The 16,314-nt window shown below is 73.9% G+C and carries 19 protein-coding genes; 2 read left to right on the top strand and 17 right to left on the bottom strand.

The genetic code is table 11. The features are described 5' to 3' along the window. Positions 1–191: 191 nt before the first annotated feature. The 4 genes from AC4OR8_RS07000 to AC4OR8_RS06985 all read right to left on the bottom strand — a co-directional run bounded on the left by AC4OR8_RS07000 (position 192) and on the right by AC4OR8_RS06985 (position 3,845). Complete coding sequence (locus AC4OR8_RS07000) at positions 192–1,541, bottom strand: MFS transporter (RefSeq protein ID WP_492164818.1); 1,350 nt, start codon at positions 1,539–1,541, stop codon at positions 192–194. Positions 1,542–1,710: 169 nt separating this feature from the next. After that, on the bottom strand, positions 1,711–2,487 hold the full coding sequence (locus AC4OR8_RS06995; protein WP_492164817.1) for an enoyl-CoA hydratase-related protein: 777 nt from the start codon (positions 2,485–2,487) through the stop codon (positions 1,711–1,713). A 93-nt stretch (positions 2,488–2,580) separates the two neighbouring features. Next, a complete protein-coding gene (locus tag AC4OR8_RS06990; protein WP_492164816.1) occupies positions 2,581–3,165 on the bottom strand; it encodes a rhomboid family intramembrane serine protease in 585 nt (194 codons plus the stop codon). A gap of 38 nt (positions 3,166–3,203) precedes the next feature. After that, the gene (locus tag AC4OR8_RS06985) at positions 3,204–3,845 is read right to left on the bottom strand and encodes a TetR family transcriptional regulator (RefSeq protein ID WP_492164815.1); all 642 of its coding nucleotides are present in this window, start codon (positions 3,843–3,845) and stop codon (positions 3,204–3,206) included. A 95-nt stretch (positions 3,846–3,940) separates the two neighbouring features. Between AC4OR8_RS06985 and AC4OR8_RS06980 the strand changes: the two genes are divergently transcribed. Beyond that, on the top strand, positions 3,941–5,017 hold the full coding sequence (locus AC4OR8_RS06980) for an NAD(P)-dependent alcohol dehydrogenase (protein ID WP_492164814.1): 1,077 nt from the start codon (positions 3,941–3,943) through the stop codon (positions 5,015–5,017). 25 nt (positions 5,018–5,042) lie between these two features. Here the strand turns inward: AC4OR8_RS06980 and AC4OR8_RS06975 are convergent, their stop codons facing one another. From AC4OR8_RS06975 to AC4OR8_RS06935, 9 genes are all read right to left on the bottom strand, one after another. After that, on the bottom strand, positions 5,043–6,050 hold the full coding sequence (locus tag AC4OR8_RS06975) for a cytochrome d ubiquinol oxidase subunit II (protein WP_492164813.1): 1,008 nt from the start codon (positions 6,048–6,050) through the stop codon (positions 5,043–5,045). Next, on the bottom strand, positions 6,047–7,432 hold the full coding sequence (locus AC4OR8_RS06970; RefSeq protein WP_492164812.1) for a cytochrome ubiquinol oxidase subunit I: 1,386 nt from the start codon (positions 7,430–7,432) through the stop codon (positions 6,047–6,049). Before AC4OR8_RS06970 ends, AC4OR8_RS06975 begins: the two co-directional genes overlap by 4 nt. A gap of 93 nt (positions 7,433–7,525) precedes the next feature. After that, a complete protein-coding gene (locus AC4OR8_RS06965) occupies positions 7,526–8,950 on the bottom strand; it encodes a polysaccharide pyruvyl transferase family protein (protein WP_492164811.1) in 1,425 nt (474 codons plus the stop codon). Positions 8,951–8,952: 2 nt separating this feature from the next. Continuing rightward, positions 8,953–9,639, bottom strand: coding sequence for a dihydrofolate reductase family protein (locus tag AC4OR8_RS06960; RefSeq protein ID WP_492164810.1), 687 nt, complete (start codon positions 9,637–9,639; stop codon positions 8,953–8,955). Then, positions 9,627–10,301, bottom strand: a complete 675-nt coding sequence (locus tag AC4OR8_RS06955; RefSeq protein WP_492164809.1) for a class III extradiol ring-cleavage dioxygenase family protein — start codon at positions 10,299–10,301, stop codon at positions 9,627–9,629. Before AC4OR8_RS06955 ends, AC4OR8_RS06960 begins: the two co-directional genes overlap by 13 nt. Positions 10,302–10,339: 38 nt before the next feature. Continuing rightward, positions 10,340–11,203 carry a dihydropteroate synthase gene (gene folP, locus AC4OR8_RS06950; protein ID WP_492164808.1) on the bottom strand — a complete coding sequence of 288 codons (864 nt, stop codon included), beginning with the start codon at positions 11,201–11,203 and terminating at the stop codon, positions 10,340–10,342. Positions 11,204–11,363: 160 nt separating this feature from the next. Continuing rightward, entirely contained in the window at positions 11,364–11,561 is a 198-nt protein-coding gene (locus AC4OR8_RS06945; RefSeq protein WP_492164807.1) for a hypothetical protein, read from the bottom strand. A gap of 117 nt (positions 11,562–11,678) precedes the next feature. Further along, positions 11,679–11,888 (bottom strand): hypothetical protein, encoded by a 210-nt coding sequence (locus tag AC4OR8_RS06940; RefSeq protein ID WP_492164806.1) that lies wholly within the window; start codon positions 11,886–11,888, stop codon positions 11,679–11,681. Between the two features lie 33 nt (positions 11,889–11,921). Further along, positions 11,922–12,392: an META domain-containing protein gene (locus AC4OR8_RS06935; protein ID WP_492164805.1), complete on the bottom strand. Its 471-nt coding sequence runs from the start codon at positions 12,390–12,392 to the stop codon at positions 11,922–11,924. A 278-nt stretch (positions 12,393–12,670) separates the two neighbouring features. On the opposite strand from AC4OR8_RS06935, the gene AC4OR8_RS06930 reads away from it, so the two are divergent. Beyond that, positions 12,671–14,125, top strand: coding sequence for a sugar transferase (locus tag AC4OR8_RS06930; protein WP_492164804.1), 1,455 nt, complete (start codon positions 12,671–12,673; stop codon positions 14,123–14,125). 25 nt (positions 14,126–14,150) lie between these two features. On the opposite strand, the gene AC4OR8_RS06925 is transcribed toward AC4OR8_RS06930, so the two are convergent. The 4 genes from AC4OR8_RS06925 to AC4OR8_RS06910 form a co-directional block, all read right to left on the bottom strand. Further along, a complete protein-coding gene (locus AC4OR8_RS06925; protein ID WP_492164803.1) occupies positions 14,151–14,498 on the bottom strand; it encodes a phosphomannose isomerase type II C-terminal cupin domain in 348 nt (115 codons plus the stop codon). Between the two features lie 117 nt (positions 14,499–14,615). After that, positions 14,616–14,906, bottom strand: a complete 291-nt coding sequence (locus AC4OR8_RS06920; protein ID WP_492164802.1) for a DUF2516 family protein — start codon at positions 14,904–14,906, stop codon at positions 14,616–14,618. A 109-nt stretch (positions 14,907–15,015) separates the two neighbouring features. After that, on the bottom strand, positions 15,016–15,843 hold the full coding sequence (locus tag AC4OR8_RS06915; protein WP_492164801.1) for a hypothetical protein: 828 nt from the start codon (positions 15,841–15,843) through the stop codon (positions 15,016–15,018). A gap of 56 nt (positions 15,844–15,899) precedes the next feature. Further along, a complete protein-coding gene (locus tag AC4OR8_RS06910; RefSeq protein ID WP_492164800.1) occupies positions 15,900–16,289 on the bottom strand; it encodes a helix-turn-helix domain-containing protein in 390 nt (129 codons plus the stop codon). Positions 16,290–16,314: the final 25 nt, after the last annotated feature.

Below are 16,314 nucleotides of genomic sequence, written 5' to 3'. Positions count from 1 at the left end.
GAGGGCGGACAGGCCAGCGAGGGCGCCGATGCGCCCCCGTCGACGTGAACGCGCGGAAGTGGGGCGCGAGGAGGCTGGCACGTGGGTGGTGTCCTTCGTCCGGAACGGGAGCAGTTCCGTGACCTTACGCACACCGCGGCCTCGCGGAGGTCACGATAGAAAAACAGTTCGAACCGGGAGGGGTCGGCGGCTCAGGGCTCAGCCGGCACCGCGGGGGCGGCGCCGGCGTCCTGGCGGGACCCGCGCAGCGACGGCGCGAGCACCAGCAGGCCCACCAGGGGCAGCACCGCGAGCACCGCCAGGCTCGGGCCGATGCCGATCACGTCGCCGAGGCCGCCGACCACCGCGGACCCCACCGACCCGCCGGTCATGAACACCAGGGTGGCCACGCCGAGGGCGACGCCGCGCACGTCGACGTCGACCGACCGGCTGACCGCCGCGCCGAGCGCCGGCTGGCCGAGGCCGAACGCGAAGGTCACCAGCACCACCGCGGCGCCCAGCACCGGGGGCTGGTCGGCCACCGCTCCGAGGGCGGCGACCAGCAGGGCCGCGGAGGCCACGACGCCGGCCACGGCCAGGCACCACGGCGGGCCGAGGCGCTCGATCATCGGCCCGGCCACCCGCGGCACGGCCAGCGCGATGGCGGCGCTCGGCACGAGCAGCAGCCCGACCTGCCAGGGGTCCCAGCCCTCGGCGACGAGCACGGCCGGCACCGCGATCAGCTGGCCGAACCACGCCGCCGGCACCGCCGCGGCGGCCACGGCACTGCGCACCACCGCCGGGTTGCGCACCACCGCGAGCGGCAGGAACCCGTGGGGTCGCCGGCGCACCCGCAGCGCCACCAGCGGCGCGCCGAGCACGAGCAGCAGCAGTCCCACCAGCGCGACGACCAGGCCGGTGGACGGCGACTGCACCAGCAGCACCAGCCCGGCGGCGGTGAGCGCGACCAGCACGGCGCCGAGGACGTCGAGGCTCGCGCCGGTGCCCTCGCCGACCAGCGAGCGCCACAGGAACGGCAGCACGGCCACGCCGAGGATCGGGATGGCCATCACCGCACGCCAGCCGAACGCGGCCTCGACCGCGCCGCCGAGCAGCGGGCCCAGACAGCTCACCGCGGCCGCGACGCCCGCCAGCCGGCCCAGCGCGAGACCGCGCACGGCGCCCTCGTAGCGGCCGCTGAGGATCGTCACGCCGAGGGTCGGCACCGCCGCGGCGCCCGCGCCCTGGAAGAGCCGCGCGGCCAGGAGCACGCCGTACGACGGGGCGAACGCCGCGACCAGCGCTCCCCCGGTCATCAGGCTGATGCCGACCAGCAGCGGCAGGCGCACCCCGACCAGGTCCGAGACCCGGCCGTAGACGGCGGTGGTGACGGCGAGCATGAGGGCGTAGAGGCTGATCACCCAGGTGGCGCCGCCGACGCTGGTGTCGAACTCCGCCCCGATCGCCGGCAGCGCGATGGCCGCCGACGCCGAGCCCATGCCGGCCAGGCCGAACAGCAGCCCGAGCAGCACGGACACGCGGCGTGAGTCGTCGGTGGGCACGACCGTGGGCAACGCCCCCGCCCCCGGCCGCATTCCGGGCCCCGGCGCGTCGTACGCCGGGCGGGTCGGTCGGGCGGGGTTGTCGACCCGAACCCTTGGTTGTCGACCGAGGCTTCGGCCGACAACCGAGGGTTTCACCGGATATCCGGTGAAACCCGCGCCGCGAGCCTCAGCCGAACGCCGGCTTCTCCTTGGCGAGGAACGCGCGCACGCCCTCGGCGAAGTCGGGGCCGGTGTAGACCTCGCGCAGCAGGTCGTGGTCGGTGGCCGGGGAGGCCTCGAGGCGCCGGGCGCGGTCGAGCAGCTGGCCCTTCGTGGCGCGCAGGGTGACCGCGGAGGCGCTGCGCAGGCCGTCGATCAGGGTGGCGAGCTCGGCGTCGAGGGCGACGGGGTCGGGGACGACGCTCATCACCGCGCCGACGGCGTGGGCGCGGTCGGCGCCGACGAGGCGGGAGGCGAGCAGCATCTCGCGGGTGATCGGCTCGCCGAAGACGCTCGCGCAGCGGTAGACGATCGAGGCGGCCAGCGCGTTGCCGAGGGTGCGGGCGATGGGGTAGCCGAAGCGGGAGCCGGCGGTGGCCAGGCGCAGGTCGCAGTGGGTGGCCACGGCCAGGCCGCCCCCCACGCAGACGCCGTCGACGGCGGCCACGGTGACCTGCGGGAGCGCGAAGAGCTGCTCGAGCAGGTCGCGGATCCAGTCCTCGTAGGCCACGGCGTCGGCGTCGACGAAGTCGGAGATCTCGTTGCCGGCCGCGAACGCCCGCCCGCCGGCCCCGCGCAGCACCAGCACCCGCACGCCGTCGTCCTCGCGCAGCTCGGCGCACAGGTCCTTGAGCGCGCCGTACATCGCCCGGGTGAACGCGTTGTGCCGGTGGGGCCGGTCGAAGACCACCTCCACGACGCCCTCGGTGCGGGTCACGGTCAGCTCGGGCTGGCTCTGGCTCACGGGGCCCGACCCTACGACCCGACCCTCATGTAACGCGGGGTTACCCCTTCTGCTGCCCCGTCGTGACGGGGCAGCAGAAGGGACAACCCCGCGTTACAGCTGGCGGCGGCGGGCCACCACGAACGCCGCGAGGGCGCCGGCGAGCGCGCCGAAGAGGTGGCCCTGCCAGGAGACGCCGGGCTGGCCGGGCAGCACGCCCCAGAGCAGCCCGCCGTACGCGACCAGCAGCAGGACGCCGAGCGCCATCTGGCCCACCCGCCGGGCGACGAACCCGCGCAGCACGAGGTAGACCAGCCAGCCGAACACCAGCCCGGAGGCGCCGAGGTGCACCGTGCCGGCCGGGGCGACCAGCCACGTGGCGAGGCCGCCGACCAGCCAGACCACCGCGGTGGCGGCGAGGCCGCGCCCCACGTCGCCGAGCAGCACCAGGAACAGCAGCAGCGCCACCAGCAGCGTGTTGGAGCCGAGGTGGTCGAAGCCGACGTGGAGCAGCGGCGCCAGCAGCACCCCCACCAGCCCGTCGACGGTGCGCGGGCGGATGCCGTCGTCGTCCCAGGTCACCCCGGGCGCGCTGTCGATCCCCTCGAGCACCCACAGCAGCGCGGTGAACCCCAGCGCGAGCGCCGCGGCCACGGGCCAGGTGCGCCGGCGCGCCGGCGGGTGCGTCGGGAGGCTCACCCCGCGAGCCTAGCCAGCGGGCCGGCCGTCACCCGCCGTCACCCGCGGCGGCCAGCACGGCCGCCAGCGCGGCCGTCAGCAGGGCCGGGGTGCACCATCCGGGTGACGACCTGTCGCAGCTGGCGGCGCCGGCGATCGTGGTCGGCCTCGGGGTCGGCGGCGCTGGCGGCGTAGGTGGCGCTGATCGGCGACCACGCCATCGAGGTGGCGATCACCAGCGCGAAGACGTCGCCGGCGTCGAGGTCGGGGTCGACGACGCCGGCGGCCTGGGCGGCGGCGATGGCGTCCACCTTGTGCCGGTCCTGCTCCCGGGGCCGGTGGAGCAGCTCGCCGGTGGGGCGGCGCTCGAGCCGGTTCCACGCGGCGAGGCGCACGACGTGGGGGTGGGCGAGGTAGTCGTCGTAGAGCCGCACGGCGTAGTCGCCGAGGTCGTCGGCGCTGATCGGGACGTCGGCGACGATGCCGGTGAGGTGGTGGTCGAGCACCACGTCGAACAGCTCGTCCTTGCCGGCGAACCAGGTGTAGATCTGCGCCTTGTTGGCGCGGGCGCGCTGGGCCACCCGGTCGACGCGCGCGCCGGCGATGCCGTGGGTGGCGAACTCCTCGGCGGCGGCCTCCAGGATGCGGGCCCGGGTGGCCGCGCCGCGGTCGGTGGTGCGGCGGTCACCGGTGTCGTCCATGCACCCAGGGTAACCAACCGGTTTGTCTCCCGCGGCCGACCCACTACAGTGAAACAAACCAGTTGGTTGCTCCACCCGACGAGACGAGGACCCCCGTGCGATCCACCCACGCCTACGGCCTGACCGGCCCCGCCACCCCCGCGACCCCCGGCGAGAGCAGCAGCGGCGCCACCGGCCTGCCGCCCCTGGAGCGGGTGACGCTGGAGCGGCGCGACCTGCGCGCCGACGACGTCGCGGTGCGGGTCGACTTCGTCGGTGTGTGCCACAGCGACCTGCACGCCCTGCGCTCGCGGCCCGAGGGGCTGCTCGTGCCGGGCCACGAGCTCACCGGCACGGTCGTCGAGGTCGGCGCCGACGTCGTCGACCGCTCCCCCGGCGACCGGGTGGCGGTCGGCAACATCCTCGACTCCTGCGGCGCGTGCCGCATGTGCCGGCGCGGGCAGGAGAACTACTGCGAGGAGTTCCCGACGCTCACCTACGGCGGCACCGACCGCGTCGACGGCTCGCGCACCCAGGGCGCGTACGCCGGGGAGGTGGTGGTGCGCGAGGGGTTCACCTACCGCCTGCCCGACGGCCTCGACCCCGCCGGCGCCGCCCCGCTGATGTGCGCCGGGGTCACCGTGTGGGAGCCGCTGGTCGCCTGGGGCGTCGGGCCCGGCACGCGCGTCGGGGTGGTCGGCCTCGGCGGCCTGGGCCACCTCGCGGTGAAGCTCGCCCACGCCCTCGGCGCGACCACCACGGTGTTCACCACGTCGGCGGCGAAGGCCGACGACGCCCGCGCGCTGGGCGCCGACGCGGTGGTGGTCTCCACCGACCCCGAGGCGATGGCCGGCGTCGCCGGCAGCCTCGACCTGGTGCTCGACACCGCCGCCGGCGGACACGACCTGACGCCGTACCTGCTCACCCTCGACCTCGACGGCACGCTGTGCTCGCTGGGGGTGCTCGGCGAGATGCGCTTCGACCCGATGGCGCTGCTGCTGGGACGCCGCCGGCTCGCCTCCTCGGGCAGCGCCGGCACGGTGCAGACCCAGGCGTTGCTCGACTTCTGCGCCGCCCAGGGCATCACGGCCGACGTGGAGGTGCTGCCGCTGGCGCAGGTCGACGAGGCTCTCGACCGGGTGGCCCGGAACGACGTCCGCTACCGGCTGGTGCTGGCCACCGCGACCGCCTGACCCCGCCTGAGGTCCGCCTGACGGCTCAGTGGGCCGCGTCGGCCCACTTCTCCGACTGCGTGAGCGAGAACAGGTACGCCAGCGCGGGCAGCACCACAGCGCCGGCGATGCCGACGGCCACCAGCAGCGCGGCCAGGGTGGCGTCGGCGCCGGCGGCGTCCACGATCCGCACCTCGTCGACCAGCAGCCACGGGTACTGCCCGACGCCCCAGCCGCTCACCACCGCGGCCACCGCGGCGACGGCGGTGAGCCGGGCGAGGCCGTAGCGGCCGGTCCAGAGCAGGGCGAGGGTGGCGGCCCCGGCCACCGCCGAGCCGACCACCAGCGGCAGCGCCCGGCCGGTCAGCCCGGCCCACAGCGTGGGGGCGTCGTCGGCCAGCGGCACCAGCGCGGCGAAGACCACCAGCCCGGTCACCACGCCCACCCCGAGGGTACGGCGGCGCAGCTGGGCGGTGAGCCGCTCGCGGCCGGCCCGGTGGGCGTCGGCGACGAGGAAGCAGCCGGCCAGGAAGGCGCAGGTGCCGACGGCGATCACGCCGCCGAACATCGACGTGGGGGTCAGCCAGGAGCCCCACACGTCGCCGCGCCCCTGGGCCGGCACCCGCCCCGAGGCGATGGCGCCGGCCACCGCGCCGAGGAAGAACGGCGTGATCAGCGAGGAGGCCGCGAAGACCGCCCCGAAGAGCCGCGCCTGGCCCAGCGTGCCGGCGTACTTGCGGAAGGCGAAGGACGCCCCGCGCAGCACGATGCCGAGCAGCGCGAACAGCATCGGCAGGATCAGGGTGCTCATGGTGACCGCGAACGACTCGGGGAAGCCGGTCCACCACACGACGAGCACGTAGATCAGCCACACGTGGTTGGCCTCCCACACCGGGCCGAGGCTGTGGTCGACCTGGGTGCGCAGCTCGGCGCCGCGACGGCTGCCGCCGGCGGTGAGGTCGTAGAACCCCGAGCCGAAGTCGGCGCCGCCGAGCAGCGCGTAGGCCAGCAGCCCGGCGAAGAGGGCGGCGGCCACCGCCAGCTCGAGGCTCATGCGTCCACCGACTCGCGCTCGGGCCCGTAGGGACTGGGCAGGTCCTCGTCGCCGTCGCGCCAGCGCCGGGCCATCGAGCGCAGCACGACCACGGCACCGAGGGTCATCAGGGAGTAGACGACGAACGAGATGCCGAACATCCACCACAGCCCGGGGTTGTCGCCGGCGGCCTCGGTGGTGCGCATGACGCCGTAGACCACCCACGGCTGGCGGCCGACCTCGGTGGCGATCCAGCCGGCCTCGAGGGCCACCACGGCCAGCGGCCCGGCCAGCACGGCGCCGCGCAGGAACCAGCGGTGGCCCAGCAGGTCGTGGCCGCGCCAGCGCGCCAGCCAGAACACCACCACGGCCAGGGCCAGCAGCGTCCCGATGCCGACCATCGACTGGAAGGCGAGGTGGGTGATGTTGAGCGGGGGCTGCTCGTCGAGCGGGATCGTGTCGAGGCCCTGCACGGGCTCGGTGAACGAGCTGCGCGCGATCAGCGAGCCGAGGTAGGGGATGTCGAGGGCGTAGCGGACCTCCCCGTCGATGACCAGCCCGCCCAGGCGCAGCGGCGAGGGGCTCTCGGTCTCCAGCGCCAGCTCGAAGGCGGCCAGCTTGGCCGGCTGGGTCTCGGCGAGGCGTCCGCCGAGCAGGTGACCGACCACCGGCTGCAGCAGCGCGGCGACGGAGGCGAAGACGAACGGCACGGTGAAGCCGAGGCGGTGGTGGCGGTCGCGGCGCCCGCGCAGCATGCCGGCGGCGTACACCGCGCTGATCGCGAAGCCGGCGACCATGAACGCCGCCACCCACATGTGCAAGAACTGCAGCCACACGCCGTCGTTGAGGAACGCCACCCACGGCTGCACGTCGACGACCTCGCCGTCGACGATGCGGAAGCCGGTGGGGTTGTTCATCCAGGCGTTGACCGCCAGCACGCAGAAGGTGCCGACCACGCCGGTCACCGCCATCGGCACCAGCATCAGCAGGTGCCTCTTCGGAGGGATGCGGCCCCAGCCGTAGAGGTAGATGCCGAGGAAGATGGCCTCGAGGAAGAACGCGAGGCCCTCGAAGGCGAACGGCAGGCCCAGCACGTCGCCGAAGCGGCTCATCAGCCCCGGCCACAGCACGCCGAACTCGAAGGACAGCACGGTGCCAGAGACCGCACCGATCGCGAAGAGCACCGCGGAGACCTTCGACCAGCGCTGGGCCAGGCCGAGCGCCACCGGGTCGTCGCGGTAGATGCCGCGCCAGTGCATCGCGAAGATGATGGAGGGGAAGGCGACGCCGAAGCAGGCGAGCACGATGTGCCAGCCCAGCGACAGCGCCATCTGCTGGCGGGCCGGCATCAGTCCGGCGGGCTCCTCGGCGGCCAGGGTCAGGAGCGATACGAGGGGTTCCACGTCCCCGACGCTACGCCGGTCGGCACCCCCTCCGAACCCTTTGTGAAACTTTTCACGAAGTGGTGCGGAGCACGTCGACGACCGCCGCGGAGGTCACTGCGCGGCGGGTCCGTCCGGGCCGTTCAGGCGCTGCTCGAGGCGGTCGAGACGACGCGCCTGGCGCTCGAGGCGCTCCTCGTGGTGGCGCACCGTGCGGCGGGCCTCCTGCAGCTGCTGGCGCACCTGCGCGAGCCGCTGGTTGACCACCGTGTCGCTGCTCCCCTGCCGCTCGCGCATCCAGCGCAGCCGCTCGAGCACCAGCGGGTCGGGGCCGGCGGGCAGCGGCGCGACCGGGGCGGGCAGCGGTGCGGCGGCGACGCGGGCGTCGAGCTCGGAGGTGCCGTCGCCCTGCCACACGTGGGGCAGGCCGTTGCGTTCGAGGAAGGCGGCGTACGTCGCGAACCGCGCGTCGTGCCCGTCGTTCCAGGCCGACGGGTCGTAGCGCTCGGCGAGCTTGGCGGCGTCGAGGCCGGGGCGCAGCTCGCCGGGCAGCACGTGCGGCACCCCGAGGTGGGCGGCCAGCTCGACGGTGCGCGAGTCGTGGGCCAGCACCATCGCCGGGGCCCCGCCGAGCAGCGCGGCCATCGCGCCGTGGAAGCGGGTGCCGACCACGAAGTCGGCGTCGGCGAGGTCGCCCATCCAGGTCGTGGGGTCGAGGTAGACCCGCATCCGGCCCTCGGCGACGTAGGGGTGGTCGAGGGTGTAGGGCAGGCCGTGGGTCGAGGCCATCGAGGGCGACTCGGCCCCCCACAGCAGCAGGTCGAGCTCGCGGGCGTCCTGGCCGACGTACGTCGAGCGCGGGTAGGCCGCGGCGTGGTGGTCGACGAAGTCGCGCAGCGCGGGGATGCCGGGGGTGTGGTTGAGCGCCACCCGGCTGTCGGGACCGAGCGGGCCGGGGCGCTCGGCGATGCGGAAGCCGGGGCCGTGCAGGTACGCCGACGGGCAGCCGATGACCTCGACGGCGTCGTCGGGGAAGCCGAGGCGGCGCAGGTGCTCGGCGGTGCGCTCGCCACGCACCCCGATGCTGGCGGAGCGCTCGAGCACCGCCGAGACGAACCGCTTCACCGACGGGGCGACGTCGGCGAGCTCGTCCCCGGCGTGGTCGTCGTGGGAGGTCTGCGCGCCCACGCCGACGACCACGACGGGGATGTCGAGGGTCTCGATGAGGGTGCTGAGGTTGTCGAGCTGGTCGCGGAAGGCGGGGCGGAACGCGTTGGCCAGCGGCAGCACGAAGGCGTCGTACTGCTCGCGCACCCGGGCCTGCTGGCGCAGGGTGGCGGCCGAGCGGTCGAAGCGCAGGTGGTCGGAGACCAGCGTCGTGCCCGGCACCGCCAGGGCCCGGAAGACGGCGTGGGCGAACATGAAGTTGCCGACGTTGCCGGCCATCACGTTGTCCTGCAGGGCCGAGGGCCCGTCGATCGCCGAGCTCGGCAGCTTGCCCGAGCGCACCAGCACCCGGCGGGTCGTGTCGTCGCTCATGCTCAGGCGCCGACGCGCCAGCGCCCCAGCAGGGTGCCGTTGTCCTCGAGCAGCAGGGTGAGGTCGAGCGGCTTGTCGATGGGGGCGCCCTCGGTGATCCGACCGTTGTGGCCGGCCACCAGGCGCGGCACGGTGGTGCCGGTCAGCTCGTCGACGCAGCCCTGGAAGACCATGTCGCGCAGCAGGTGGGGCCCGCCCTCGCAGAGCATGTTGCCCCAGCCGCGCTCGGCGAGGCTCTGCTTGAGCAGCGGCAGGTCGACGCGGTGGGAGCCGAGGGTCAGCACGTGCTCCTCGCCCAGGACGTCGCGCGCCTCGTCGATGCCGTCGGAGCGCGAGCAGGTGGCGAGGTAGACCGAGCCGGCCGGGGCGTCGCGCAGCGACGGCGGCACCTGCGCCTTGCGGCTCACCAGCACGATCGGCACGCCGGCGGGCCGGTAGCCCTCCGCCTTGGCCGTGCCGGCGCCCACGATGACCACGTCGGCCAGGCTGCGCAGGGTGTCGAAGACACGCTTGTCGGCGGCGTTGTTGATGTTGCCGCTGACGCCGGTCTCGCCGCTGGCGCTGCCGTCGACGGTGCTGACCATGTTGGCGCGCAGCCACGGCGTCGACGGGGCGGCGTAGAGCCGGCGCAGGTCGTCGTCGTCGACGTGGTCGGGATTGCTCGTGTCGGGACCGATCAGGACTCGCATGTCCACCTCATCACCCAGTACTGCACGCCGAACGGGTCGTCGGCGTAGTCCACCTCTGCCCGCCAGGCCCCCTGTCCGCCCCCGAGGAGCCGGCCCAGCGTCACGAACCCGTCGACGTGGCCGACCAGCAGCTGCTCCGCGAGCTCGCGGTCCAAGCGTGTCAGGTCGTCTCCGGCGGCTCGACGGAGGGCCTCCCCCAGGCCCGCGTCGAAGTCCGCAGCGCGGGGGTCGAGGTGCCCCGGCGCCTTCTCCCCGCGCCGCGCCGACCCGTTCGCGACCACCAGGTACGCCGCCTCGGCGGTCGAGGAGCGAGCGCCACCGGCGTCGGCCTCGGTGGTTGAGGAGCGAGCGCCAGCGAGCGTCTCGAAACCACCCTCGCTCGGAGCCGCCGGGTCTCGATACGGGCCCTGGGGGGCCCTGCTCGACCGACGACCGGAATCCCCACCCCCGGTGGTCGAGCAGCGAGGAGCGCCAGCGACGAGCGTCGTCGAGACCCCCGCAACGGCGAGCAGTGCCCGCCCCACCCGCGCACCTTGCGGATCACCCACGACCTCGACGGCCCGGCCGTCGCCGGCCAGCCACCCCACGGCGCCCAGGCACGCGGCGCGCAGCTCGGCGACCGGGTCGGCCTGCCCGGCGTACGACGGGAGCAGCGCGGGCACGCCCGGCACCAGCACGACCCGCGCCCCGCCCGGGGCGCTCACGCCAGCCCCCGGATCGCGCGGGCGGGCCGGCGGCGTCCGAGCACGGTGTTGACCATGTCGACGGTCTGCCGTGTCTCGACGACCTCGTGCACGCGGTAGATGCGGGCGCCGGCCTGGGCGCAGAGCGCGGTGGCGGCCAGGGTGCCGACGAGGCGCTCGCCGACGGGCAGGTCGAGCGACTCCCCGACGAAGTCCTTGTTCGACAGCGAGACGAGCACGGGCCGGCCGGTGGCCACCATCTCGCCCAGGCGGCGGGTGACCTCGAGGGAGTGGAAGGTGTTCTTGCCGAAGTCGTGGGCGGGGTCGATGACCACGCTGCGGGGGTCGACGCCGGCGGCGACGGCGCGGTCGGCGTAGGCGGTGGTGTCGGCGATGGCGGCCGCCACGACGTCGTCGTACTCGACGCGGTGGGGGCGGGTGCGGGGGGTGGCGCCGCCGGTGTGGGTGCAGACCACGGCGGCGCCGGCCTCGGCGGCGGCGTCGACGAGCTCGGGGTCGGCCCCGCCCCAGGCGTCGTTGAGCACGTCGGCGCCCGCAGCGCACACGGCCCGGCCGACCTCCGCGCGCCAGGTGTCGACGGAGATGACGACGTCGGGGTGGGCCTCGCGCACCTGCGCGACGAAGTCGACGACGCGGGCCTTCTCCTCCGCGGCGTCGACCTCGACGCCCGGTGCGGCCTTGATGCCGCCGATGTCGACGATCTCGGCGCCCTCGGCCACGACCTGCGCCACCCGCGCGAGCGCCCGGTCCTCGGCCCAGGTGGCGCCGCGGTCGTAGAACGAGTCGGGCGTGCGGTTGACGATGGCCATCATCAGCATCGCGTCGTCGGCGAACTCACGGTGGCCGAGCTTGAGCGTCACTGCCAGGTCCTCCGCGGGGTGGCTCGGGGTCGGGCACCTGCGGTCGACCGCGTCGGTGCCCCGTCACCGGCACCGTACTGCCGGGGCAGAGACGGTCCCTCCCCCTTCAGGCCCGTCGCGCCGAGGCGCGGTGTCCGAGCAGGGGCGGGTGGGTGGCCGGTCAGGCGGTCCGGCGCTCCGACAGCTCGGCAGAGGCGTCCGCGACCGTGGCGACGGCACCGGAGGCGGGGGCTGGCGCGACGGGCCGGGGGCCGGCCTCGGCAGTCGTCCTGCCGCGTCGCAGCCCCGCGGCGACCACCAGGCCGAGCGGCACGGAGAGCAGGGCCCAGGCGACCAGGACCACGACGACGACGGGCACCCCACCATCGTGACGGCGGCGGGCGCTCGACACACTCGCCGTTCGTCGCGCGCGACGTAGTCATTTCTGACTAGTCACCTGCGACCACTCGGGCCCACCCGGGCAGGGACCGACGGGTCAGGACCGCCGCGGGCGCCACCACAGCACCGCGCACAGCAGCGACCCGAGGCCCCACAGCCCCAGAACCGGCACGTCGCCGCGGTTGAGGCCGTGGCGCTCGTCGAGCACCCAGATGGTCTCCCCCGCCCACGGGCCGTGGCCGGCCAACAGCAGCCCCGTCAGCGCGGAGATGACCAGGAAGACCCCGGTCGCGAGAGCACGCTGCATCCGGCCAGGTTAGTCAGCGGGGTGGTGGCGTCGTCAGGACGGCCGGAGCACGAGCGTGGTGTCGTCGCCCACGAGCTCGAGCCCGGAGTCGGTGCGGGTGCCCGAGCGCACCTCGCCGAGGCCGTCGAGCAGCTGCTGCTCGAGGTCCTCCTCGGCGGGCGTGCACTGCGCGGGGCTCGAGCTGCCACCGCCGAAGGTGAGGCCGAAGTCGTCCTGGGAGAACTTCAGGGTCCAGTCGCTGCACCCGAGGGTGCCCTCGAGCTTCTTGCCGTCGAGGGTGAAGTCGACGTCGGCCGCACCCGGCTCCAGCGCGGTGCCGTCGACCTCGCCCGACTCCAGCGTCCAGCTGCCCTCGAGGTCGACCGGGGCGTACGTCGGCTCGGGGGGCGCGAGCTCGGTGCTCTGGGCGTCAGGGGCGTCGCCACCGTCGTCGTCACCGCCCGAGCAGCCGGCCAGGGCCACCACGGTGACGGTCACGAGCGCTGCCAGGGTGGGTCCACGCATGGTGGTCCTCTCGGGTGTGGGCGGGCCGGAGCCGCCATTGTGCCGGGACCGGGCCGAGTCGGGGCACGACGCGGTGTTTCGCGCCGGGCGCTGAGACGTTGACCGCATCCGCTGGCGGCAGGGGGTCGGTGCCCCCTACATTGGGCACGACTTTACCTGCAGGTCGCCCCGACACGGGCCTGCACGACAGCCACTCCGGGGGGTGCGGCGACGATGCCTCGACCTCTCGGGACGGGTGGTCGCTTCACGGCCGGTGCGGGGGAAGCAGCATGACCGTCTTGTCAGACACTCGGAGGGCCGCCACGACGGGCGCGTCGTCCCGCGCGTTCCGGTACCTGCCGGCCTCGGCGCTGCTCATCGACCTCGTCGTGCTGACGCTGGTCGGGTTCGCCGCGGTCGTGGGTCGCCGCCGGTTGCACATCTTTCCGAGCGCGGCCGACGTCGAGAGCACGCTCACCGTCGCCGGCCCCCTGATGGTGGTCGGGTGGCTGGGCTCGATCGCCGTGCTCGGGGGCTACCGCACTGACGTGTTCGGCGCCGGCACCGACGAGTACAAGCGGGTGTTCAACGGCGGCCTGGTGGCGGCCGGCCTCACCGGGGTGGGCGCCTACCTGGCCAACTTCGAGCTGTCCCGCGGCTTCTTCCTGATGGCCGTGGGCCTGGGGCTGCCGATGCTGCTCATCGGCCGGTTCGTCTTCCGCCGGGCGCTCTACACCGCGCGCCGGCGAGGCGTGCTGGGCCAGCGGGTCGTGATCGCCGGGTCGCGCGCCCACGTCGACGAGGTGGCCAGCGTGCTGCGGCGCGAGTCGTGGCTGGGCTACCAGGTCATCGGGGCGCTCACCCCCGCCTACGACATGAGCACAGCGACGTCGAGCGGCATCCCGGTGCTGGGCGACGCCGACGAGGCCGCGCGGGTGGCGGGCGAGGTGGGCGCCGACGTGCTCTTCTTCGCCGGCGGGGCGCTGGGCTCCGCGGGTCAGCTGCGCAAGACCGTGTGGGAGCTCGAGCACTCCGAGCAGCGCACCCACGTCGTGGTGGCGCCCAGCGTCACCGACATCTCCGGTGAGCGCATCCGCGTGCGCCCGGTGGGCGGGCTGCCGCTGATGCACATCGATCCCCCGACCTGGACCGACGCGTCGCGGTGGGGCAAGCGCACCTTCGACCTCGCCGGCTCGCTGGCCCTGATCGTGGTCTTCAGCCCGCTGCTCGCGCTGATCGCACTGGCGGTCAGGCGCAGCGACGGGGGGCCGGTGTTCTTCCGCCAGACCCGCACCGGGCGCCACGGCGTGGAGTTCAGCTGCCTGAAGTTCCGCACCATGGTGGTCGACGCCGAGGCGCGGCTCGCTGCGCTCCACGCCGAGTCGGGCCACGAGGGCGGCTTGTTCAAGATGCGCGACGACCCGCGGGTCACCCGGCCCGGCCGGCTGCTGCGCCGGCTGTCGCTCGACGAGCTGCCCCAGCTGTTCAACGTCGTGCGCGGCGAGATGAGCCTGGTGGGCCCGCGCCCGCCGCTGCCCCACGAGGTGGCGGCGTACGAGGGCGAGGCCGCACGGCGGCTGCGGGTGCGCCCGGGCATGACGGGCCTGTGGCAGGTCTCCGGGCGCTCCGACCTGTCGTGGGACGAGGCCATCCGCCTCGACCTCTACTACGTCGACAACTGGTCGATGCTGCAGGACGTCTCCATCCTGGCCAAGACCGTCGGCGCCGTGATCGCGTCCCGCGGCGCCTACTGACCGCTCCGCCCGGCTGGTCTCAATCTCAGCAGCGGTCGTAGTCGTCCTCGAGGCGCACGATGTCGTCCTCGCCGGTGTAGCGACCCATCTGGATCTCCACGATCTGCAGCAGCTCGTCCTGCTCGTTCATGATGCGGTGCGCCTGGCCGACCTCGACGTCCACGGTCTCCCCGGGGCCGGCGATGACCGTCTCGCCGTCGATGACGCAGGTGGCCTTGCCGGTCACCACGAACCAGTGCTCGGCGCGGTGCTCGTGGGTCTGGTACGAAAGCCGCGAGTGCGGCAGCACGTCGATGCGCTTGACCTTGAACCCGTCGGCCTCGTCGAGGACGTACCACGCCCCCCAAGGACGGTTCTCGAACTCTCCAGCCATGGTGGCGAACCCCTTACACGTGTCGGCGGCAGCAGGTGTCGTCGACGGCAGCCCTCACCGTGACAAAGCAAAGGGTAAGGGGGCCTGAGGCCCCACGGCGACGATGTCGCCGATTGGTCACCTTCTCTTCAACCCGGCCAGCGCGGGGCGCACGTCGGCCAGGTAGACCAGCGCCGCGATGGTGAACACCAGGTTGAGCAGGCCGATCGGAGAGTTCAGGAACAGCACCTGCACGACCACCCCGATGCCCAGGATCAGGCTCCAGCCGACCTTGGTGAGCTTGCCGGCGGCCTCGTAGGACTCAGCGGAGAACATCAGCGCGTTGACGAACGCGAAGATCTTCACCACCAGCAGCGCGAACGTGAGGACGAGGTAGAAGCCCAGCTCGAGCTCGGAGACGTTCGACACGGCCGTAGCCTACCGGCTCGGCCCACAGCCGTGGACGCAGGAGACCCCCGGGCCGTGGGCCCGGGGGTCTCGCGGTTCAGAACAGCCGCAGCTGCTCCTCATCGGTCCTTCAGTCGCCGACCTTCGACGCGGCGTCGGTGACGGCCTCGCCGGCGGCGGAGGCGGTCTTCTTCGCGGCGGTCGTGGTGGCCTTCGCGCTCGACTTCGCCGGGCCCGAGGTCTTGGCGGCCGTGGTGGTCGTCTTCTTCGCCGCGGTCTTGCTGGCGGTCGTGGTGCGCTTGGCCGCGGTCTTGGCGCTGTCGGCCGTGGTGGAGGCCGACGCCTTGGCGGTGCTGGCGGTGGCAGAGGCCGTCTTCTTGGCGGTGCCAGTGGTGGCCTTGGCCGACTTCTTGGCCGTGGTGGTCGTCGCCTTGGCCGAGGTCGAGGCCTGCTTGGTGGTGGCCTTGGCCGACTTGCTGGCCTGGGTGGCGGTGGTCTTGGCGCGGGCCTGGGTCGACTTCGCCCCGGTCACGGCCGCCTGGGTGGCCTCCTGGTTGCGGATGCGACCCACGAGCACCTCACCACGCTTGGCGAGGTCGGCGTAGGCGGAGGTGGCAGTGGTCTGCACGCGGGTGGGGAGCGCGAGGGCCTCGCCCTGGAGCTCGGCGACGCGGGCCTCGACGGCGCTGCGGCGGGCCTTGGCCTCGTCGGAGAGGGTCTCGACGCGGGAGCCGACGGCCCCGGTGGCCTTGTCGCGCAGGGTGACGGGCGAGAACTCGGCGACGCGTGTCTGCACCCCGCCGACCTTCCCGGCGACGTCCTTCTGCACGTCGACGAGCTTCTTCTGCACGTCGGCGACGTAGTCGCGGACGGCCTCGACGGCGAGGTCGGCCACGCCGGCGCCGACGTAGAGCCCCTTGGTCGCCTCGGTCTTGATGTCGAACTTGGTCTTCGCCATGTCTGGTACCTCCTGTGCTGGTGGGCCGGCTCGCGCCGGGCCCGGTGATGGGTGGTTCAGGCCTCGTCGCCCGGCGCCGGCGGCTGGGCCGCGGCGTTGAGCGAGAGGAACGACTGGTAGACGTCGAGCAACGACTGCTTCTGCCGCTCGGTGAGCGCCGCGTCGTTCAGGACGGCGACCTCCACGTCGCCGCCGACTCCGTCGTCGGGGCTGACGATGCCGGCGTGCACGTAGAGCTGCTCCGCCGAGATTCGCAGCGCCTTGGCGATCTGCTGCAGGACCTCGGCAGACGGCTTGCGCAGCCCGCGCTCGATCTGGCTCAGGTAGGGGTTGGAGACGCCGGCCTGCTGGGCGAGCTGCCGCAAGGAGAGCTGCGCGGCGGTGCGCTGCTCCTTGAGGTAGTCGCCGAGCGACCCGACGGTCTTGCCGACCTTTCCCTGTGCCATGCCTCCACTGTGCTAGCAACTGCTA

This window comes from Nocardioides sp. FY1077 (assembly GCF_058681775.1).
The sequence above is the reverse complement of the archived record's forward strand: the minus strand, read 5'-3'. Positions and strand labels throughout refer to the sequence as shown.